Here is a 22,787-nt window from a genome sequence, read left to right on the forward strand (position 1 = left end):
CCTGCCATCCCGCAACACCCATGTACCGCCGCTCTACATTTCGGGCAGTCCATGCCGCCGCCCCAGCAGCCGGAACGCCGCGGTGCGCGCCTGCCGATCCAGGTCCTTCTTGAACTCGTTGTCCCGGGCGAAGTACCGCGCGCCCAGGTCATTGAGAGTATCGAAGTGTTCGACCATCTTCTCGGCAAACACTTTGTCGAAGACGACGCCGAAGTCGTCGACATTCTTGTTCGCCAGCCGCGCCTGCTCCACCTGTGGTTCATCCATGGCGGCGTTGAACGGCACAGCGAGGTGCTCCTCGGAGAACTCGGTGCCGAACCGTTCGTTGAACCGCTCGACCAGCTCAGACAACAGCGACTTCTCGGGCTCCTTGGCCGACCCGGTGCCGTCGCCGAACCCCCGCAATTCCTGTGAGCCTTCAGGAGCGAGTCCGAGATCGTGTTCCCCCGTCTGCTCGAGCCGGAGGTGGCTTAAGTCGACCTCGCCGATGTCGATGCCGCCGTCAGCGCGTCGCGGCAACCGATTCAGCAGGTGGCGCCCGTACAGGTGCAGCAGTTCGAGATCAGGGTCTTGATAGGGCACGATCTGCGCGAGGAACCCGTACTTGCGGACGTAGTCGTTTAGGTCGGCGCGGAATGACTCGGCGAGCGCGACATCGTCTTCCTCCTCGCTGTTGAGAAACACACTGAACCGGTCGACAGCCGGTGCCAGGTGCCGATACAGCTCGGCATGCAGTTTGGCCCACTTCGAGGCCGATCCGGCCGCCTTCTGCTCGGCGTCGAGATAGGCGTCGGCGAAATCCTTCATCTCCTGCGTGATCAGGATCGGCGCGGCCAGCGCCCGGTCGCGTGCGACGTACAGCAGGTTCGGGTCGGTCGGCAGGGTGAACGCGTCCTCGTAGTAGGGCGCGAACGATTCCTTGATCTTCTCGGCCTCGTTGACGAAGTCGAGCACCACCAGATCCTGCTGTGATTTGCCTTCGCGGGTTCGGTTGAGCCGCGACAGAGTCTGCACGGCGGCGATACCGGTGAGCGTCTTGTTCACATACATGGTGGTGAGCAGCGGTTCGTCGAACCCGGTCTGATACTTCTCGGCGACCACCAGGATCCGATATTCCTTCTGCCCCTTGCCGCCCACTTGGGTGGCTCGGTCGTCGGCCCGCGTGTACCGGAACGCCTTGGGCAGTGCGGATTCGGCGAGCCCACCGTTCTCCGACGGCTCGGTGACTTCCTCGCCATCGATCTCCAGACTGCCGGAGAAGGCAACCAGCACACCGATATCCGGGTACTTGATGTCGTACTCCCGATCCTTCAGGTACTCCTTGATCGCCCGCGCCATCGCGACCGCGCTCTGCCGAGAAGCGGTCACCACCATCGACTTCGCCCGGCCACCGAGGCGGCCCCGGGTGTGCGCGACGAAGTGTTCGACGATCACCTGCGCATGCTGATCCACCGCGTATGGATGCATGAACGCGAACCGTGCGAGCAAGCTCGAGGCTTTGGCGTCGGGCACTTCGACATCGTCGGGATTCTGGTTCACCAGGCGGTAGTAGGCCTTGTAGGTGACGTAGTTGCGCAGCGGGTCGAGGATGAACCCTTCCTCGATCGCCTGCCGCATCGAATACGTGTGGAACGGACGGTATTCGGCGCCGTCGGCGGTACCGAAGTTCTCCAGTGTCTTCGCCTTCGGCGTTGCGGTGAACGCGAAGTAGGAGATGTTGGAGGCCTTCGCACGCGCCTCGGCTTTACGCCGCAGACGTTCGTTGATGTTCACCTCGACCGCACCCTGTTCCTCGTCGTCCGCGTCGAGGCCCATGTCGCGCAGCGCGGTCCGTACCGCCGCCGCAGCGTCACCGGACTGCGACGAGTGCGCCTCATCGATGACGACGGCGTAGCGGCCACCGGCCAGCTCGGTCTGCTCGCGCCGCAGATAGTCCAGCAGCGCCGGGAAGGTGTGCAGCGTGACGGTGATGATCTTGCCGCTCTGCGAGCCCAATGCCCGCGCCAGTTGCTCGGACTTCGCGCCCGCCTTGTCGTCGATCTTCACCACCAGGCCGGATACCTGCTCGAACCCGCCGACGGTGTCGCGAAGCTGAGAGTCCAGGTTGCGCCGGTCGGTGATGATGATGACCTTGTCGAAAACCGGTACACCCGGCTGCAATCCGGCCGCCCGCGCCTCCGCGTCGAGATTCTCCAGCCGCTCGGTGTGTAGGTCACTGAGCCGGTGCGCGAGCCAGCCGATGGTGTTCGATTTGCCGGAGCCGGCCGAGGCCATCACGAGGTAATCGTGCCCGGACCCGTGGGTCGCGGCGTGCGCGGTGAGTTTCTTGACCGCATCCCACTGGTGGAACCGCGGGAAGATGGTCGAGCGAGTCGCCTTTCCCGCCGGCCCCTTCTTCTCGGTTGTGTGCACGAACCGTTCCAGCAGGTCCAGCCAGTTGTCCGGCTGCCACACCTGCTCCCACAGGTACGAGGTCGCGTACTTGCCTTCCACAGTGGCCGACGGATTCCCCTTGCCGCCAGCGTTTCCCGGCCCCTCCGAACCGGTGTTGAACGGCAGGAACACCGTCTTCGCCGCCCGCAGCTGAGTCGTGACGAACACCAGATCCGGGTCGACGGCGAAATTGGCGATCACCCGATGCTTGAAGATCAGCTCGGTGGGATCCCGGTCCTCGCGATACTGCCGCTTCGCTTCCTCGACACCCTGCCCAGTCAGCGGATTCTTCAACTCCGCCGTCGCCACCGGAATCCCGTTGAGCAGCAACGCGAGATCCAGACGCGGCCGCGAAGCACCCGGCTTCGTGGCGTACGGCAGTTCGCGAACTACCGTGAGCCGATTGGCTTTATAAGTGTTCAGCACGTCCTCGGAGCCGACAAGATTCGGCTTGAAGTAGGCAACCCGGATCAGAACCCCCCGATCCTTCACACCTTCCCTCAGAACCCTCATCAGCCCCTTGGCAGCCAGCTCCTGCCCCAGCCGCTTTGCGAACCCCCGCTGCGTCTCATCCTGATCCTCCCCATAGGTAGCGACCAGCTCGCACCACTCCGTCTGCTGAGTCTGCGAGATGAAGGTCAGCAGCTCCCCCATATCCAGTCCGAGCTCCGCGTTGTACTCGTGCGGATTCCCCTCCCGCCAGCCGTTCTCCACCATCGCCTGGACGATGGCTTCCCCGAACACCTGCTCACTGTGCACAGACATGGTTCGCTATACCCCCTGGGTGAGATTCCGCCCGGAAGCGGTCGTGACATCGAATTGTCCTGTCACTGCGGCGGTTATTAGAGATTGACGGCGGTTGGCAAGGAGTTCAAGCCTCCGCTCCAATGCGGTACGCAACTTCTCGTCGCGATATATCACCCACTCTGTTTCTGAAACCACTCGTCGCTGGATTTCCAGACTCGGTACCGGAATCGAGATGAAACGGACATTTCCCGCTTCCAAGTGAGGGTGAAGTGCGCCGGTCTGTTCCCTGAGGAGCACATTTTTACCCCAGCTACTCCTGAAGACGTGCCACAAATAATCAGGAAACAGAAGCGAACGGTCAGCACGGGCTATCAGAAGAGCATGGCAGCTCGAGCCCGCGTGCTCCTCATCTACGATTGCTACCTCTCCTATCGCGCCCGTCTGTACGATCAGGAGGTCTCCGACCGAGAGCATAATTCGCGGACGCTCAGCAGCCCAGCTCTCCGGAACAAAATACGGTCGGCGGTCAAAATCAATCCTACCGGATTTGACATGAAGCGACTGCAGATACTTGACGCCCCCTTCCTCAACAAAGAGGTCTCGCGTCGGGCCAACATAACCATTAGTCAACTGCCGCAGAATGCGATTCAGGGGTAGAACTCGCCACCGATTGCCATCACATTCGATATCCAATTCGGCTAGGTCTGGTCCACCATTTTCAACCACCGAACACTGGAACGCACTGGAAGCACGCTCAGAAATCACGCTAATCTGTTTGCGAGTAAACAGAGCGAGGCGATCGATGCGGGAGGTTTCGGCGTCAAGGAAATCGGCGATGCGGCGCTGCTCCTCCCGCGAAGGCGTGAGGATTGGCAGCAGCCGCAACATTTCCCACGGCGTATCGAACTGCGACGGCGGCATATACTTAGAAATTCTTGTCAACTCGGCAAGATAGGGTGTCGAGCGCAGTAGATGATGCAGGTACCTCGAATTGTAATCCGAGCTAGGCCGACACACATAATAAGCCGGGCTGACAATACCACGATAGGACGAAGAACCAATCCCACCTTGCCAGGTGCGCAGTTTATTGAAGACCACGTCTCCAGGTTCGACGACTAAATACTTAGTCAGGTCCTCACCGAGCTGGTTGTGATTGTCTCCGCGCGAGTCGCGAGGAACCACGCCTGCATCGAGGAACACCGAGAGCGGCCGGAGGCCAGGCTCGCCAACCCGCTTCTCGCGTGTCATTACAGACCACAGCGACCGCCATGTCCATCCAACAGGTGCAGCAACCGAAGAAAGTACCCCCGACGTCACTTCGTCACCTGGCCAAGGAGTTCCTGAATCTTGTCCTCGAGGGTCTTGAGCTCCGCATCGATCTCTGCCAGCGGCCGCGGCGGCGTATACACGTAGAAGTGCCGCGTGAAGGGAATTTCGTAGCCCACTTTGGTTTTGGCGTGGTCGATCCATGCATCAGGAACGTGAGGCCGGACCTCACGAATCAGGTATTCATCGACGTCCTCGGTCAACGGAACGTTCTCGAAGTCGCGCAGGTCAGGGTCCGGCTCGGGGGCACCCTTCACCAATTGAACCTCTCCTTCCGCATCGCGCGTGCCGACTGCTTCACGGAAGGCTTTGACGAAAGGTGCACCGCTGGGCCACGTTTCACCGGCACCGACAATGGCATCGCGCATGGCGGACACGGCGTCAGCCTTCGTCTCCCAGGAAATACCGACCAACGGGGCGAGAAGGACTCGGAACGCGTTGGAGTCGCCGTACTGCTTTCGGACCGGCGCCGAGGAGGCCAGCTTGTCCAATCCTTCGCTTGTGAGCGCAAACCGCAGCTTCATCGGTCGCTCCACGGTGATGCGGTGGTATCCGAAGTCCTCGTTGTTGAAGACCTTCACCTTGCCGTGCAGCGGGTGGGTCGGATCCTTGGCGACCGTCAGCGCCTCACCGTACAGCTGCGTGATTTCCCGAATCTGTTCATCGCTGAGCTGCTTACGCTTGTCGCCCAATGACTTTCGCATCTTCACCCAGTAGTCCCGCGCATCCAGCAGGACCACCTTGCCCTGATGATCGAGCTTCTTGCGGTTGGTGAGGATCCAGAAGTAGGTGGAGATTCCGGTGTTGTAGAACAGCTGATCCGGCAGTGCTACAACAGCTTCCAGCCAGTCGTTCTCGATGATCCACCGGCGGATCTCGGACTCGCCGGACCCAGCCGCACCAGTGAACAGCGGGGAACCGTTGAAGACGATGGCAATCCGGCTGCCGCCCTCGCCGGACGCGGTCACCGGCTTCATCTTCGAGATCATGTGCTGCAGGAACAGCAGCGAGCCATCGTTGATGCGAGGCAGCCCGGCGCCGTAGCGCCCCGCTTCACCGAGGTTTGCCGCCTCCCATTCGACATCGTCCTTGATCTTCTTCCACTCCACGCCGAAAGGCGGGTTGGCAAGCATGTAGTCGAACTTGGTCTTCGAGTGACCGTCATTGTCGTCGAGGGAGTTACCGAGAACGATGTTCTCGGAGTCCTCGCCCTTGATCATGAGGTCGGACCGGCAGATCGCCCACGACTCCGGGTTCAGTTCTTGCCCATACAGATCCACTGTTGCCTGCGGGTTCAGGGCGGTGATGTGGGCTTCCGCGGAGCTGAGCATGCCGCCGGTACCGCAGGCGGGGTCGAGTACGCGACGGACGACGCCGGGCACACCGAGTAGCTCGGCGTCCGGCGCGATCAGCAGGTTCACCATCAGTTCGATGACTTCGCGCGGGGTGAAGTGTTCACCGGCGGTCTCGTTGGACTGTTCGGAGAAGCGCCGGATCAGTTCCTCAAACACGTAACCCATCTGATGGTTCGACACCACTTCCGGGCGCAGGTCCAGGTCCGCGAACTTGCCGACCACCTGGTACAGCAGGCCCGCCGTGTCGAGTTTGCGGATCTGCTGGGCGAACTCGTATTTCTCCAGCACCTCACGCGCGTTCTCGGAGAAGGCGCCGATGTAGGCGATCAGGTTCTTCGAGGCGTAGGTCGGGTCGGCGGCGATCTTCTTCAGGGTGAGATCGCTGGTGTTGTAGAACACCGCGCCGGCCGCCATGGTCAGGAACTTGTGGACATCGAGGTCTTTCCCCGCCAGCGACTCGGCCTTGGCGACGACCGCGTCCCGGGTAGGCGCCAGCACGCACTCCAGGCGTCGTAGCACCGTGAACGGGAGGATCACCTTGCCGTAATCGGACTGCTTGTAGTCGCCGCGCAGCAGGTCCGCGACCGACCACGCGTGGTTGGCCAGCTCGCTGTGCTTGCCGGTGTTCACTCACTGCCTCCTCGAGGATTACCAATGTCTTCGTGTGTCGCGCTGCCCGCGGTCGGTTCGAGCGCACCGGCGACCAGACCGGTGGTCATCACCTCGGCGACCTGATCTACTGCCTCGCCGGCCTGAGCCAATGCCGCTCGAAGCTGGTGCAGGCGGCGAAACGCTTCGCCGTAGCGCTGTTGCTGGGCCAACGGCAACAACGGTATTCGCGTTCGGTGCAGAGCGGAGTGAATCGCGGTCGTGCCAAGGGAAGAGCCCTCATCGATGCCGCCGATGAATCCAGCGACGAACCACGGGTCCAGGCGTTGCGGGTCCGTGCGCACGAGTTGCACGTTCGGGCCGAGTGCGATCCCCTCCTCTTCCGGGCCCCCGATCCGGAAGGCTTGGCCCCGAGGAACGCGCACTGTCGGCACCAGAACGTCACCGATCTCGACTTCGACCGCCAGGCTGTCGGGCTCCACCTTGATCTTGCCGGATGCCGGACCGCCGGTGGCGATGTCGCGGCCGGTGATGGCCAGCCGCAGATCCTCGTCGTCGGATGCGGTCGACCTCGACGGTTGCGCACGCAGGATGCGGACGGCTCCGCCCGACGCCAGATCGGACAGAGTCGCGGTCCGCCACGTCGCACCCGAGATCTGCCTAACCTGGCCGACAGCTTCGGAGGCGTCAGCGAGTTCCGCAACGGTGGCGCGCAGGCGTGACAGTGCCGTATCGGCCTCGTCGGCAACGATTTCGGGGTCGATCGCCAACCTCACCCGCGGTCCTGGCGTGAGATCGACCTCTTCGTCGAGCAGGTCGACAACCCTGACGACGGTCGACACGTTGGGCTCTTCGGCCTGCGCTGCTCGACCTTCGACGAAGGCGGACCACACTCGCCGCACCGTCTCGGCGACCGGCGGCCAATCGACAGCGTCGCCGGCGCCGCTTTGCGCGGCCTCGCCCGCGGCCGTGTCGACCAGCAGCACGCTGTCGGCCACCGCCGCGTCGGGGTCCGGCTTCTCCAGGATCCAGATCTGAGGGTTCAGTCGCGCCCACAGCAGCTGAGGCAGTCGCGGCGGCAGGGTGATGACCGCACGCAGCGCGCCCGCTCGCAACAGCGCACCGCGGATTCGCCTGCCGGATGCCTTCGACGCGACATGCGCGGGAAGAAGCAGCACGGCACGTCCGCGGGGACGAAGATGCGCGAGCGCGTGCTGGACCCAGGCGAGGTCGGAATCCATGCGCCCGGGCGTGCCATACGCCCACCGCGGGTCGTCGATATGCACTCGATCCGCGGCCCAGTCTCGAACACTCAGCGGACTGCTCAGTACCGCGTCCACTTCCAGGCCGGGGAAGGCGTCGTCGTGCAGGCTGTCGCCGGTGGCGATGTCGGCGTCGACCTCGGTTTCGGCTTGGACCACCAGACGGGCAAGGGCCGCTTGGGTTTCCGAGATGTCCTGTCCGTAAAGCTCGGTGGCGCCGCGCTCCGCCGCCGCGACGAGCAACGAACCGCCACCGCACGCGGGGTCGAGCACCCGCGTCGGCCCGGCCTGGAGCGGCTCGAGCAGTTCGGCCATGAGGGCGGCGACCAGCTCGGGAGTCCGGTAGAGGCCGACATTCTGCTCACCGCCGTGCGCGTGGTCGGCCAACGCCTGCAGTGCCGCGCGGGGCCCCTCGACCTCGGCGGCGTGGGCCAATGTTTTCAGGACGCCGGACACGGCGTCGGTTGTCGCGGGGTCCGACGACACCCAGCCGGAATCGGACGGCTTCAGCCCGGCCAGCAGGATCCGCGCGTCATCGCTGGACAGCGCGGAACGCAACTCTGTCTGCAACGAGAGAATCGGTGCGTCGGTGGCGTCTTGGCCGCGGTCGGCCAACCATGCCTGCACCGCGTTCCAGTCGAACACGGGCCGGAACTCGGTGCCGCCCACCGGCTTCGGAAAATCCTCATGACGTTTGCGCCAGTTGCTCACGGTCGCGCGGGTCACGCCGACCAGTTTGGAGATCTCCGTGGCGGTCACGGGTGGAACCAGGTTCGACATGTCACCCCTCTCGTGTACATCACGATCCTGGTGCATGCGTGTGTGAAAATCAAGCCAAATTGCATTGCTTGACAACATTCACACAGAGCCTGATGATGTGTACATCAACAAACTGGCGCGGGTCGCGCCGGCTCTCTCTGGCTCCACCCGAATCACCTATACGAAAAGGGTTCACCGCCATGACCGATCCGCTTCCCGACAGCACCCGCCTCGCCCCCTGGATCGCCGACCAGATCGACGGATCGGACCTCCCCGACGAAGTGGGACTGCTGGTATTGGCCGCCTTCGAAGGCGATCGAGCGCTCGACGACTACCTGGGCGGCGGCACGCCGGTACGGCTCGCCGAGGAACCGCCCGCCGGCCGAACACCATCAGATGCTCGCGGAACTTTCCTCACTTCGGTGGAAGTTGAGGGTTTTCGGGGGATCGGACCCGCCACCACCTTGAACCTGCGGCCCGAACCGGGGCTGACAATCGTGGCCGGGCGCAACGGATCTGGAAAGTCCAGCATCTCCGAGGCGTTGGAGCTCACGCTCACCGGCAGCACCGTCCGCTGGTCCACCAAGAAGTCGACCCAGTGGCGTGACCAGTGGCGCAACCTGCACCACCCCACCGCGCGCATCGCGGTCAGCATGGTGGAGGAGGACAATGACCCGGTCGTGGTGCGGCTCGACTGGTCCGACGACGAGACCGACGTGAACCAGCACACCACCCGCACCCAGCGACGCGGCGGCAAGCAGCAGATCGGTCGCGACGACCTCGGCTGGGACGCACCGCTGCAGCGATTCCGCCCGATCCTGTCCTACGACGAACTCGGCGCGATGCTCAACGGCACTCCCAGCGACCTGCACGACGCGATCTCGCGAGTCCTGGGAGTCGAACAGCTGACCGAGGCGATCAATCGAATCTCGGTGCGACACAAGGACCGCAAGGCGCCCGGCGACGACCTCGCGAAACGCCGCAAAGCCCTGGCCGAGGCGGTCGCGGAATTCGACGACGAGCGGGCCGCCGCAGTGGCGCCACTGCTGCGCAAGACCGCGCCCGACCTGGAGAAGCTGCGCGCGTCGCTGCGCGAGGCCGAAGCCGTTGCGAGCGGACCGGTTTCAGAGCTGCGTGACCTCGCGAACCTGACGGCCCCGATCACCCCGGAGGGCGCCGTCGCCATCGCTACGCGGTTGCGAGACATCGACGCCGAACTGGCCGCGCTCAGTGTCGTGTCCGATGACCGCGCACTGTCCACCCTGCGGTTGCTCGAACAGGCTCTGCGGGTGCACGAAGAGCACGGCGACATGGCGTGCCCGGTATGTCACGGCCGCACGCTCGACGCGACCTGGGCTCGGGAAAGCCGTGCGGCGGTGACCGCGGACCGGCAGCACCTGTCAGCGCTGAACGATGCCCGAAAAGTATTGGAACAGGCGCACTCCGAGGCCCTTCGCGCGCTGCCGCCCGTGCCCGCCATCCTCGACCACGCCCCCGTGCCGGAGCTCGAGGAGACGGTGGCAGCCGCCCGCAGCGCGTGGCAGAGGTGGGGCGCGATCACGCACGGCCCCGTTGCGCCGACGACGGCACAGCTCGCCGACCACCTGGAAACCAACGCCGCCGCACTCGGCGACGCGGTCGCCGCGCTCGACAAGGCCGCGGCGGCATGGCTGGCGGAGCGTGAGGACCGCTGGCAGCCGGTGAACGCCGAACTTCATGCCTGGTGCGCGGATTGGGAGGCGTGGCTGGGGGCCAAGCCCGTGGTCGATCAGCTCAATGAGGCCAAGAAATGGCTTCAGGACAACGATCGCCGACTGCGCAACGAACGCCTCGCGCCGATCCGCGAGGGCGTCCAGCACGCGTGGGCGACGCTGCGGCAGGAAAGCAACGTCGAGATCGGCGACCTGTGCCTGGAAGGGTCCGCGACCCGGCGCAAGCTGCGCATCGACTCGCTGGTCGACGGCGTGGCCGCGGATGGGCTCACCGTGCTGAGCCAGGGCGAACTCCACGCCCTGGCACTCGCCCTGTTTCTGCCGCGCGCCACCATGGCCGAGTCACCGTTTCGATTCCTCGTCCTCGACGACCCCGTGCAGGCCATGGACCCGGCCAAGGTGGACGGGCTCGTCACATTGCTGAGCGAGCTCGCCCAGACCCGCCAGGTCGTGGTCTTCTCCCACGACGACCGCCTGCCCGCCGCGGTGCGGCGGGGGAACTTCGCGGCCACCATCGTTGAAGTCAACCGCGGCAGGGACTCTCAGGTGTCGATCACGATGCTCACCGATCCCGCTCGACGGTATATCGAAGACGCTTTCGGCCTGGTGCTCGAATACGAGAATGGCAAGCTCCCTGATGAGGCGATGCGCCGGACGCTGCCCGGCATGCTGCGGTTCGCGGTCGAAACAGCCGCCCGCCATACGTATTTCACGCGCAACATCAGGGCCGGACGGTCGCTTCAAACACTCGAGAACGAGTGGGGAGAAGCGGCCACCACACGAGCCAAGGTGATCCTCGGAGTGTTCGGCGAACGACGGGAAAACCATGTGCTCGAACAGTGGGCGCGAGCGCAGTATCAGAAGTCCGCGCTGCACATCACAGGGCCCAGGATGCACGACGGGCTCACCCCGACCTCCGATCCACGCCAGGCGGCAAAGGACGTCCAGCGCCTGGTCGACGACATCGAAAAGGCGGGAAAGTGACCAGCTTGCTGACTCTCGCTGCTGAGCAGAGTTCCCGACAATCCCCGCACAGCAATAGGATCGCGGCCTGGCTGACCCGGACCGCACTCGAGCAGATCGTTGACGAACTCCTGCGCGCGAAGGGGATCAACCCGGGGAGGGCCAGCAGCCGAACCCGCCTGGCCTGCCTCGAAATCGCCTACCGCGATGAGAGTGATCTCCCGTCCCGATCTCAGTACGCGTGGACGCGGTTGTCCGAGGCGTGCCACCAGCACGCCTACCAGCTGTCACCGACGTACCAGGAAGTACAGCACCTACTCGAGATCGTCCGCAGTCTCCAGACAAGCCGACCGCAAGTCCGGTCCGCCGAAGGAGAGGTCGCCTCTCGTTGATGGGTTCCGAGCATGTGCCGAGCATCGACAACCCGCTGATGAGACGCAGAACTGTCGGTCAGCATGTCCAGAGTGCTCGCGGGCCGGCGAACGAGACACGGTTTGCTGCGCGACGAACCCGGGTCGCCACAGGTTCGATGCGGAGACCCGACACCGTGCCGCTCGCATCCGGTAACAACGTTGCCCTCCTTTACGATTCGGCGTGGACGTCACATGTCCGCAGCACAAACCCAGGGGGACTATGCCCAGAGAAGGCCTCTGTGAGTTCAGCACGTTTCTTTCGTCGCTCGAGGGATTCCCGTCGGCAAACGCAGTCGCGACGCCACGTGCCCTTGCGTCGGAACCGAACAGGGAACGGTCACCGTCAGTGGTCGGAACGCATCGCTCGGCTACGAGCGGAGGGAGCCACAGTTGAAGCACGCGATGGACTGGCACCTCGAATTGCTGGTTGATGCGGAAGATGCAGAGAAGAGCCATCCGGGGTTCGAGTGCCCGAACTGCTGGAAAGAAGTCACACTCGCGCGCGGCAAAATCAATGCGGCCTACTTCCGGCACGCAGACGAATCACCAAGCTGCCCTGACTACCACCCGGGCATCAGCTCCTCTTCTCAGTGGACTAGTCAGCATGACTCGCGCTTCGCTCTTCGACTTGCCTGCACTGAGGACAAATGGACTCTCTATCTCAAATTGCCGGAACTCCGGGATACCGAGATAGCAAAAGTTACTCCCCAGAGCCTAAAAGGCCTAGCTGTTGCATTACAGCACGAGAACGGCGACCCAACGATCGTGAACGGGCTCGAGCTATGGCCAGGATCTGGCAGATCGACTGTTACCTTCAACCCTGCCAACCCGATCCTCCGTGCCTATCCTCAAGGGGACTGGCCGTGGGATCCTATGCGCTGGAACCACGCTGTCCAGAACATCCCAGCGATGGGCGCTGTGTTCTGCCAAGAAATGGGCGGCGACTACATCCTGTGCACCGCAAGCCGGCCTGTCTACCTCGGTAGATCAGTGGTGTTCCTTGCTCGGCACCCGGTGTCGCCGCCGAAGTGGATCACGACCCGTAGACTTGAGAGCCACGACGGATTCACCGCCTGGCACTTTGCGGCCCCTTGCGATGCCGATTCTCGCTACTCGCGGTGGCTGACAAGCCTTGGCACCGCGCTCGCTGAAATTCACGATCTATCGACATTCCTGACGCCACCGATTGATTACGGGAACGATGAGACGCACGTCATTCAAGCCAATGATTGCGCAATCATTGCGCCGTCATCCACAGCTGTTGCGATCGTTGCCGAGTCAAGCCAGGAGCTTCTTCTACTGAAGCTGAGCGAACCAGGCGATTTCGTGAGGTTGTCCGGAAGCTTCCGCGATGCTCGCCTACGTACCCGTTCAGGCGACCAAATGCATGTCACTAAACGTGATCTCGCACAGCCGCAGCAGCCGTTCGGTCGTGCACGACTCTGGTGCATCATGATTGGGAGCCGAGTTCACCGACCCTACTCGGCTGACGATATCGACGAGATCAGGGCCCCGGAACTCTGGGTCGGCACCGAAATCCCCCTTCGTTTCGTTGCAAAGGTGCAGTACCCGAATAAGACGGTCACACGGCTGTCGCACGTGAATGCGGAAGAATTGGGAAAATGGCTTAAACTAGTTGACTCGACCGCGTGTTCGCTCGAAGTGGACGCGGGCAGCTTCGGCATAATACGGATCAGTAGCGCTAAGCAACCGCACCAACCTGTTGAGGCAGATGACGGTTCCGGCGCGAGCCGCGGGTTGTCTCGAAATGCGCCAAACTCAGGAACTCGCCGCGGTCAACGATCGGCACTCAACGCGCTGAAGCGACCGCAATGGAGTTCTTCCTTTATGGCTCTTCGCGCTGATGGCGAATTTTCGAGGCCTTATTGGATGTTAGGCGGTCGGCGGAATCCGACTGGGGATTGGAGAATTCAGCGATGACTCTGGAAACTGGAACGCTCATGCTTGGCAAGATCCTCAATAGCCGAAATAGCAAGCGAATAGAACCAAAATTCATTTTTGTCGACGATAAATGGGATCCTGTCGACGGCGACGCATTCAAGTCAAGCTCGCCACTGAAGGCGCCGAATGATTTGCCAGTGGAAAACTCGGCCCTTGTAATTGCAGAACTTGTCGAAGAATCGAATCTGCCCGGTAAGGATCAGAAGCGATTTAGCCTTACGTCAGTTCGGCCAGCCGATGTGGTGATCGATCGGCGCGCCGCAGGACCAGCGCACCGCATTGCCGAAGAGATCGGCGAGCTACGTTTCCCTCGTTGGGCAAACAGCAATACGAAAATATACGCCCTGTGCGAAGATGAAGTTCTCCTCGGCCCACTCCGAGTGGTCAAGCGAAAGGCCGTCGCGCCGTCCCCGGAAAAGCTAGAGATGCGCGATTCGGCCGGCATGGTTGTTACCGACATCGATGGGTACATGGTTGGTGATCGGATCGACCGCCTGCCAGCCGTTGACTACATCGACTGTCGCCCGCTCGACGAGGTTGTGGACGCCGTCGCCGAACTGGCAGTGTCAACGCTCACCGGGCTCGATTTCGCTGAAGTGAACATTCAATCAACGAAGGAGACGCTAGCGAAGGTCCGCGACTGGATAAGCGAACGGTCCAGTACGAGTGGCGATTCTCTTGATACTCGGCGCGTTCAGCGAGCGTTGCAGGCATGCGAGGACGCCGATGCCACACGCCGCCTGGCGTCGCGGATTGCAAACACCCTGAGTGGACTGCCGACGGTAGTGGCGCTGATGGACCAGGCGATCGAAGAAGCAAGAGCCAATGCCGAGAGGGCCGAGCTCAATCAGATCGCCGACAGGGTCGCGCAGGGAACCAAACAGCTGGCCGACCTCGACAAGGGTCTGCATGCTGCGCAATCAGAACTCCAGCAGCTGAACAATCAAATCGCACACGCACGGCACGAGCTCAACAACGCGCAAGAAATCGTGAACGCCCGCAACGAGGAACTACGACGCGATGTCGCGATTGCTGTCGAGGAGCTCGTCACCGGCACGCGGGAGCGCCTCGCATCATCGATTATCGTGCAGGCTCTGACCCGAGACAGCGCGCAGGTGCAGGCAGCCAGCCCTTCATCGCCAACTTCCATCAACCTGAGGCCGGTTGCCAAATCGCCTCTTGCGGAAAGGAATGCCGTCAAGAAACAGTTGATGGCAGCTATGAGGGCGACGGGCATGAAGGGTCCCGACGCCCAGCGCCTCGTCGCAGCCATCAGCGCGGGACTCCTACCGATTACGTTGGGCAATGGCGGCCCGGCCGCGCTGTCGGCGATCGCTGCCCTGACGTGCAGCGGCCGTGTCCTTCGAATTCCGGTCGCGCACGACTTCCTGCACCCGGCGGATCTGCAAGGGCTACACTCAGCTAAGCCCGGCGCATTCCGAAGCCATCATGGAATTCTCGAGGCCGCAAACTCTGAGGCTGCCGCAGGCGAGGTCATGGTCGTACTCGAAGGCATAAACCAAGCCCCCACAGAGTCCTATCTCGTCCCGTGGCTGCAAAGCCGCTGGGAAGATACCGGGTTCACCTCTTTGGGCCCGCACCCGAATCTGAAAGTCGCCGGCACAATCGCGACTGGGGTGACCTCGGCACGCATCAGCCCGGACTTGTGGGGCTACGCGATAGCGGTTGATTTACCAACGCTCCTCACGTGGCCAGTAGCGAATGAGTTCTCGTATATAAGGCTCGCGGAATCGACAGAGCCTACGAACGACGAAGTTGTCAGCTACCTGCTGGCGGATATCGAACCCATCTGGCCGTTTTCGGATGATATCGAAAAGGCCGCGGAACGATTTGCGGCCGCGCTAAGCCCTCTCCAGGCTGAAGAAAAGATCAGCGGTTCCGTGGCTGAATGCATTCTTCTTCCAGTCGCGGCGACGTCTCTGGCTGATGATGAATATGAGGAATTTGTGGCCGGACTGGCGAGGAATCTCTCCCTAGCAGACGAAATGGCCTTGAGATACCAAAATCTGGCCAAGCGACTGCGCATGCGACTCGGATGAACGACCCCCAAATGAGACTCGAAAGAATTGGACGCACGACTGCCGTACGGGAACTGGAGCGAAGTCTGGCACTGAAACCAGAACTCGATATTGTCGAGCGCCGCTACGAAATGCTCCGCGCCGTGGCCTGGGCATCGACCCATGCTCAAACACCCGTTTACGTCCGGGTTCTTCTCGATCGCGCAGTAACCGTGGACAAATCACTCAATCTTGGTGATGCCGGGCTTTCTGAATCCGATCGACGCCAGATACTCCGGGAGCAACTCGAGGATCTGGCTTCCATCGGTGATCTTGCGGAGCTCGGGAATGGTTACTGGGTAAGCGTCGACGGTGTAATCGTTGAACTAGGAAGCGATCAATCTTGCCTATTCGTCAGCGGGATTCCATTGCGCATATTGGACCAGGAAACCAGGGATGCAATAATGTATTCGGGTGCCGCGCGCCACCTCGCAAAGGGCTCCGTCCTCGGCAAACTAGAGCTACCGATAGTAGGACTTCAGCTCTGGGCCCGTCGCCTGTCAACCGATCTCGAGACGTGGACAAGACAATTCGGCGAGGCGATCCGTATTGCTGCCGGTACGCCGGACGATTCGCTGGAGTTCTACCTCCCCGAGACCGCACGACGTGGATGCCTCCAACACGATCGCTGGCAGCGAACGGCCAGCAATCTGACTGGCACATACCTTTACCGGCAGACGGTGTTGAACCACTGGCGACTCCATGGTCTCGCTCGCCTCAATGCGGGAGTGGTCGAGGGTACATGCGAGATCGATCGCCAGGATGCGCATCGATTGATGTTTGGCTACGACATGCTGGGGGGCAATCCCACGACCGCCACTTGGAACGAATCCGCAAGCAGCAGTGCGGAACTCATACTTCACAACCCGGTTCCCGCGCCGGAGATGCGCGCGTTGACTGCACTCGCGAAACGGCTGCCCGCCAAGAAGTTCGAGCACAGATTCATTGCGACGACGTACCGACAGCAAGTACGACAGACCGTTGAGGACTTAGGCATCCGATTGGTGAGAGGTAGCGATGGCTGAAAGAGATATCGGCGCGACCCAGGTTGTGCGTCAGATTCGAGAGAGCTTCCTGCGTTCAATCGAAGCCAGTTCCCCCATCGACGACGCCGACCTGGCCGAACGCCGGCGAAGGCTACTCGAATGCCCAGGCGTTATCGCCCAAACGCCACACGTCGAGATCACCCCGTCGTACATGTACGGCCCGCACTTCAATGAACTCAACGTTCCTGGGACCGTCCGCAAAGTACTGTCCGAACTGCACGAATTCACACCGAGTGTCGGCATCCACCCGCCATATCTGCACCAAACCCAGGCACTCGAACGCTTCTTCAGTCTCGACAAGCCCTCCGATCTCATCGTCGCGACAGGTACTGGTTCGGGAAAGACCGAAACCTTCCTCTACTCGATCCTCGGGATGCTCGCGTGCGAGGCTGAACAACCGAGCTTCAGGCAACCCGGAGTGCGGGCACTACTGCTCTATCCACTCAATGCGCTCGTCAGCGACCAAACATCTCGTCTGCGCAGACTATTTGGCGACGAACGGGTGGCTCAGTACTTTCGAGACCGAGGCGGCCGACATCCGTACTTCGGCATGTATACGGGACGGACTCCATACCCGAACACACGTACCGCAGAACGCGACAAGCGCCGGCTCGCAGATCTGATCCGGTATTACACAGAGCTTGAGAGTCGAGAAGACAAACTCGTCAAGGAGCTGAAAGACCGCGGTCGCTGGCCGGCCAAGGACCTGGCCCGTTTCGCGAAACGTGGGGCAGATCAGTACACGACAGGCCCCTACGACCGAGAGCTGCTCACCCGCCACGAGATGCAGCTCACCGCGCCAGATATTCTCGTCACGAACTATTCGATGTTGGAGTACATGCTGCTCCGCCCGATCGAGCGTCCGATTTTCGACCAGACCCGGACGTGGCTGAAGTCCGATGAACGGAATCAGCTCCTTCTCGTTCTCGACGAAGCTCACATGTACAGAGGCGCGACCGGCGCCGAGGTAGGACTCTTGATTCGACGCCTCGGCGCTCGCCTCGGCATCACTCGCGACCGGATTCGGTGCATACTCACAAGCGCGAGCCTGCAGGTCAATGATGGTGACACCGGTGCGATCGAATTCGCACGTGCGCTAACGGCTGAGGGTACGACGAGGAAGTATGCAGTCGTGCGCGGGACCGTCGAGAAGGTGACCGGAAGCGCGAAGGCCACTGCGCGTGAGACGGCGACGTTGGCCACAGTTGACGGTGCTGCGCTGTCGCTTGCTGAGTCAGTTGACGAAGTACAGGCGGCCCTCGGTGAGTTCAGTGCCCTGGTGAAGCTCGACGACGACGCAACTCTCCAGAGTGCCCGGCAGGCCGTTGGCGAGGCCCTCGGCAAGTTCGGACCCGCAAATATGGTCATCGAGGAGTGCTCTGGCAATGCGATCGAGCTACGGGAGCTCTCCACCAAAATCTTCGGGAGCGCCGCAGTCGAGGCCCAGGACAAGGCCCTCGACGGTCTGCTGGTGCTCGGGGCATTTGCCCGCCGCCCGCAACCGGGCCGTGAACAGCAACCAATTCTCCCCTCGCGAATTCATATGATGTACCGAGCTGCGCCCCCATTGTTCGGTTGTATAAATTCTGACTGCACAGCCGTTCCCGGAACCCAAATCCACCAGCTTCTTGGACAGATCTATGAAAGCCCGCGAGTCCAATGCGACTGCGGTGGCCGTGTTTATGAGATCCTCTCGCATAAAAAATGCGGTGCGATCTATGTTCGCGGCTACACCTCAACCGAGGAGCCAACGTTCCTATGGCACGAACCGGGTGGACGAATCGGTGCAGGAAAACCGCTCAAGGAAGTGAAGCTGTACCTTGGAGAGCCGCATCCGGGGATCCGCAGCCGTGTGATTCCAGTCGGTCTGGATGTGAGGACGGGCCGACTTGTGGGGCCAGGTACGTCGGGCGCTCGTTTGCTATTCCGGGCCAACCCGACCAAGAAGGGCGCCGCCGAACAATTTTCTCGGTGTGTGCGGTGCCTCGAGTCGGCAGAGCGCGCCAACTACTCGACGTTGTCGAGCCTTGCCACGACAGGCGAGTCAGCGTTCGCGAGCCTAATCCGGCAACAGTTCACAGCGCAACCTGCTGTCCTTCCGCGCAGCCAGCACAATCCAAATCGTGGACGAAAGGTACTGGTGTTTTCCGACGGTCGTCAGAAGGCGGCCCGCCTCGCGAGGGACCTGCCACGGGACGTTGAAGATTCGACGATGCGCGAAGCTCTCGTCCTGGCCATACGCGAACTGACTGACACATGCGCCAAGCCGCCAACATTGAACAGACTCTACTGTGGGTTCGTTGCCGTCTGTTACCAACATGGCCTCTCCTTCTTCGATGGGGACGACCAAATCCGGCTAAAGAACGATACAACCGAGTACGCCGAGACCTATGACGGAGACCTCGCGACGGCATTGGAGTTCGACTGGCAACCAAACGCCCCACTCAAGTTCCGTGGCGCGGTTTTCCGACAGCTGTGCCACCCCACGAAGTCTCTCATGATAGCTCACGCCGTTTGGCTATCGCCTCCGCCGAATGCGAGGCGTCTACTGCTGAAGAAATTACGCGACGAAGGAGTTCAGTTACCAGAGGCGTCGATAGACGAGATAGTTTCTGCATGGTCATTGCAGATGCTCGAGCATGGCGCTCTCGACCCACGTCTGCCGAATGCCATTCGCCGCCAAACACTTCCTTACTACCAGGAACTCCGGAGGGTAGACGCATTCAAGTCATTCTTCGCTGAGATCGGTGAACGACTCGGGCAGCCGATCGACGAACTGCGTGAGCAACTTTTTGCCGTATTTGCCCAACCAACCGAAACGGACAGTGCATCTGCAGACGTGCTGGACCCTAGCCGATTCCAAATTGAGGTTGCACTCTGCAACACCTGGATCCGCTGTTCAGACTGTGGACATATCGCCCCGATGGGGCTTCTCGGTAGGTGCCTCAACTACGACTGCAAATCGGCCAATCTGGAGAAATGCGGTCACGACCATCCCTCCGCGTGGACGTCCGAGAGTCACTTGCGGGCTCCTCTTGCGGAGGTACTCAGCGGACGAACACCGATGCACATTAATGCGGAGGAGCACACGGCTCAACTCTCACAACGTGACGACACTGTAGCGTTCGCGACCACCGAAAGATTCGAGCTCCGATTCCAGAACGTAGAGCTGGGTGATGGCGCCCCAGCGGTGGACGTCCTGAGCTGTACCACGACAATGGAAGTTGGTATCGATATCGGCGGGCTCACCGCTGTCGCATTACGCACAATGCCACCGATGCGTGAGAACTACCAACAGCGCGCAGGTCGCGCGGGCCGGCGAGGAAGCGCCGTATCGACCGTTCTCACCTACTCCGACGGAGCGCCCCACGACAGCTACTACTTCCAGAATCCTCACGCAATGATCAGCGGGGCCGTCTCAGCGCTTAGAATCAAAGATAACAACCAGAAACTGGCGCGACGGCACGTCCACTCCTACATACTGCAAACGTTCTTCCACGAAACCATTCAGCCAAACCACCCTGGGGTTAAGTCCGGTGAGGTTATGTCAGCTCTTGGTTCAGCGCTCGACTTCTTCAAAAACGAGGATGACGAATTATCGTTTCAAGCTTTCAAAGAGTGGGCTGAAAATAACTTTGGCTCAATAGATTCGCCAGCGGTCCTGCGCATAACTGACTGGCTGCCAGACAATCTGCTTGGTCCCGATCGGCGAGTTGCCAACTATGTCACAGAGACCGCACGTGAATTTCTGAAATCGTTGGAGGAAGTCGGCAGTTCAGAGGCCATTGTACCCCAGGAGGGGGGCTCCCGAACCAATCTTCTTGATGTGCTATTCGACGCTGGCCTCCTGCCTAAGTATGCGTTCCCGACTGATGTGTGCTCGTTCTACATCGAGACCCGAGATGAAAAAAACCGGATCATAACCGAGGAGCGTCCGCAACTGGCCAAGATCCAGGCCCTCAGCGAATACGCTCCCGGACGTACGATCGTCGTCAACAAGCGGACCTATCGCAGTGGCGGACTCTACTTCCCTCCAAGGGATAGAACGCACCGCTGGCGACCCGCAGCGTCCTACTTTTCGGCTCCGCTTGAGCAGTACATTGGATGCACCCGATGCCCATATGTCCGACTCGATGACACTCGCCCCAGTTCTCATCAGGCCGGAAAGTGCCCGGTCTGCAACGCAGATCTTATTCCGCGGGACCTGTTGTCACCCAGCGGCTTCTATCCAGAGGGTGCATCGCCGGTCGACGAAAGTCATGAGACTCAAATCTATACCAATGCTGGTAACGCACAGATGCCCGAGTTCGTGGACCGCTCGAAACTAAAGTGGCGCGTTGACTTCGGGAAGAATCTTCGCACTTGCTTCCAGCATGATGTCGAACTGATAATCGTCAATCGCGGCGATGACGACGAAGGATTCGGCATTTGTGAGCTTTGTGGTGCGGCATGGCCGAACGCGACTATTCCGTCAGACGGGAAACATAGCTTTCCATTCTTAATTCCGGTAAATCAAGGTTTGCGTTCGACGTGTCACGGTCGTATCCGCAAGCAGATATTCCTTTCTCACCGATTTAGGACCGACGCGCTGCTCTTGCAGATCATCGCAAAGCGGCCCATAGTCCTTGGGCCGACGCGGCCGTGGGTGAACGATGCATTGCTCACACTCGCAGAGGCCTTTGCCCTGGGTGCAACTCTTCATCTCGACATCGACCCTCATGAAATCAGCGCCGGTTACTCACATCGAATTTCTCCTGAGCCGGGCACGAGCGTTTCCGAGATGTTTCTATACGACACCGCGTCGGGTGGCGCCGGATACTCCGCTGATGCCGGCCGCGAAATCGACGCTGTTATCCGGCAGGTAAGGTCTGTACTCGCCGACTGTCCCGCCGGATGCACCCGGTCTTGCACTCGGTGCCTTCGCCACTACCGGAATAGATTCATGCACGGCCGCCTCGACCGGCATCTCGCACTGAGCCTCTTCGACTATTCGATCGACGGAGCGATCCCGGCCCTTCCTGAAATGAAGCGGCAAGAGAAACTACTCGATCCACTGAAGCGGTACTTTCAGCTAGAAGGGTGGTCGGTTGGTTCCAATAGATCTGAATCCCGGCCACTTTCACTTTCCGATGGCAACTCGAATGTGGTCGTGGGCGCGTACCCGGCACTGCTCGACGAGGACTATGCATTAAAGTCACTTCGCCTGTCGGCTAATCCCGGCGAACGCGCTGTCGCGATTCCGGACTTTGCCCTTGTGCGTGATCTGCCTGCCGTACATCGCCATGTGATCAGCGGCGCGCCACTTGCCTAACCTCGCTCGTTCGCCGGGCCTTCGGCCCGGCGTGCTCGGTTTCGGATTGGTATCCGGTGGCTGATGAGCAGTCGGTGGGCAACACAGGGTAGCCCGGTCAGCGGGTGCTGCCGGGTTCCACAGGCCCGGAGGGGAGCCTTTCGGCCGTTGTCAGGACGGGTTGATCGCTGGTCAGCCTGGTTGCAGGCGGTGCAGGGTGGTGAGCAGCAGGCTGGTGTGCGGGGCGTGACCACCCCGCCTGCCGCTGGGAGCCGAAACCCTGCGCATGCAACTATTCTCGATCCAGGCCCGCCACGCCCGCCTGCGTCTGTCGCGTCGCCCAGGGCGATGGTCTGACACCAGGCGGTCAGGTCCAGGGCCAGGGCGACGATGGTCAGCCAGATCCGGGCGGCCTCGAAGGAGTGGAACGGCAGGTTGCGCAGCCCGGTGTCCTTCGCGGCGCGGATGACCCGGCCACGCCCGGAATGACGACGCGGTCTTCGCAGCGGGCGCGGCGGCGGTGGCGTAGGTCCAGGTCGGGCAATTGTCCGCGGCCGGTGTTGGTGACGAACGCAGTCAGCCGCAGCCCGTCGACGTCGGTGAACCGCAGTTGTGCGCCCGGGTGCGGGCGTTCTTTTCGCACGATCAGACGCATCCCGTCGGGCCAGCCCGAAAGCTCTGCCAGGCCGGTGATTTCAGCGACCAAGGCCCCGTCGCGGACCTGCCCCTCGGCATCGTAGGCGGGGAGTCCACACGTGCTTCGGGACGGTGTTGATCGCCTCGACCAAGGCATCGGTGAGGGTGAAACCTGACCGAAGTCAGGTTTCATGAT

Annotated in this window: 9 protein-coding genes and 1 pseudogene; 5 read left to right on the forward strand and 5 right to left on the reverse strand. The window is 61.5% G+C overall.

Going from position 1 to position 22,787, the window contains the following annotated elements:
- Nucleotides 1-33 precede the first annotated feature (33 nt).
- The 4 genes from ABZV44_RS38045 to ABZV44_RS38060 all read right to left on the reverse strand — a co-directional run bounded on the left by ABZV44_RS38045 (nucleotide 34) and on the right by ABZV44_RS38060 (nucleotide 8,491).
- On the reverse strand, nucleotides 34-3,198 hold the full coding sequence (locus ABZV44_RS38045; protein ID WP_354847690.1) for a type I restriction endonuclease: 3,165 nt from the start codon (nucleotides 3,196-3,198) through the stop codon (nucleotides 34-36).
- A 6-nt stretch (nucleotides 3,199-3,204) separates the two neighbouring features.
- Nucleotides 3,205-4,428, reverse strand: a complete 1,224-nt coding sequence (locus ABZV44_RS38050; protein WP_354847693.1) for a hypothetical protein — start codon at nucleotides 4,426-4,428, stop codon at nucleotides 3,205-3,207.
- A 65-nt stretch (nucleotides 4,429-4,493) separates the two neighbouring features.
- The gene (locus ABZV44_RS38055) at nucleotides 4,494-6,491 is read right to left on the reverse strand and encodes a class I SAM-dependent DNA methyltransferase (RefSeq protein WP_354847696.1); all 1,998 of its coding nucleotides are present in this window, start codon (nucleotides 6,489-6,491) and stop codon (nucleotides 4,494-4,496) included.
- The gene (locus ABZV44_RS38060; RefSeq protein WP_354847699.1) at nucleotides 6,488-8,491 is read right to left on the reverse strand and encodes an N-6 DNA methylase; all 2,004 of its coding nucleotides are present in this window, start codon (nucleotides 8,489-8,491) and stop codon (nucleotides 6,488-6,490) included. The genes ABZV44_RS38055 and ABZV44_RS38060 overlap by 4 nt, the downstream gene beginning before the upstream one ends.
- A gap of 200 nt (nucleotides 8,492-8,691) precedes the next feature.
- Between ABZV44_RS38060 and ABZV44_RS38065 the strand changes: the two genes are divergently transcribed.
- From ABZV44_RS38065 to ABZV44_RS38085, 5 genes are all read left to right on the forward strand, one after another.
- Complete coding sequence (locus ABZV44_RS38065) at nucleotides 8,692-11,187, forward strand: AAA family ATPase (protein WP_354847702.1); 2,496 nt, start codon at nucleotides 8,692-8,694, stop codon at nucleotides 11,185-11,187.
- Between the two features lie 782 nt (nucleotides 11,188-11,969).
- The gene (locus ABZV44_RS38070) at nucleotides 11,970-13,520 is read left to right on the forward strand and encodes a hypothetical protein (protein ID WP_354847704.1); all 1,551 of its coding nucleotides are present in this window, start codon (nucleotides 11,970-11,972) and stop codon (nucleotides 13,518-13,520) included.
- Complete coding sequence (locus ABZV44_RS38075; RefSeq protein WP_354847707.1) at nucleotides 13,517-15,601, forward strand: hypothetical protein; 2,085 nt, start codon at nucleotides 13,517-13,519, stop codon at nucleotides 15,599-15,601. Before ABZV44_RS38070 ends, ABZV44_RS38075 begins: the two co-directional genes overlap by 4 nt.
- 11 nt (nucleotides 15,602-15,612) lie before the next feature.
- A complete protein-coding gene (locus ABZV44_RS38080) occupies nucleotides 15,613-16,644 on the forward strand; it encodes a hypothetical protein (protein ID WP_354847710.1) in 1,032 nt (343 codons plus the stop codon).
- Complete coding sequence (locus ABZV44_RS38085) at nucleotides 16,637-21,976, forward strand: DEAD/DEAH box helicase (protein WP_354847713.1); 5,340 nt, start codon at nucleotides 16,637-16,639, stop codon at nucleotides 21,974-21,976. The genes ABZV44_RS38080 and ABZV44_RS38085 overlap by 8 nt, the downstream gene beginning before the upstream one ends.
- 320 nt (nucleotides 21,977-22,296) lie before the next feature.
- Here ABZV44_RS38085 and ABZV44_RS38090 read toward each other — a convergent pair.
- Nucleotides 22,297-22,700 (reverse strand): annotated as a pseudogene (locus ABZV44_RS38090) (transposase); the annotation flags it as partial.
- Between the last annotated feature and the right edge of the window lie 87 nt (nucleotides 22,701-22,787).

The organism is Nocardia sp. NPDC004860 (assembly GCF_040609015.1).
GTDB lineage: Bacteria > Actinomycetota > Actinomycetes > Mycobacteriales > Mycobacteriaceae > Nocardia.

Coding starts and splice junctions, on each gene's coding strand:
- ABZV44_RS38075 (WP_354847707.1), top strand. CDS start 13,517: ATGACTCTGGAAACTGGAACGCTCATGCTTGGCAAGATCCTCAATAGC.
- ABZV44_RS38050 (WP_354847693.1), bottom strand. CDS start 4,428: ATGACACGCGAGAAGCGGGTTGGCGAGCCTGGCCTCCGGCCGCTCTCG.
- ABZV44_RS38065 (WP_354847702.1), top strand. CDS start 8,692: ATGACCGATCCGCTTCCCGACAGCACCCGCCTCGCCCCCTGGATCGCC.
- ABZV44_RS38080 (WP_354847710.1), top strand. CDS start 15,613: ATGAGACTCGAAAGAATTGGACGCACGACTGCCGTACGGGAACTGGAG.
- ABZV44_RS38045 (WP_354847690.1), bottom strand. CDS start 3,198: ATGTCTGTGCACAGTGAGCAGGTGTTCGGGGAAGCCATCGTCCAGGCG.
- ABZV44_RS38085 (WP_354847713.1), top strand. CDS start 16,637: ATGGCTGAAAGAGATATCGGCGCGACCCAGGTTGTGCGTCAGATTCGA.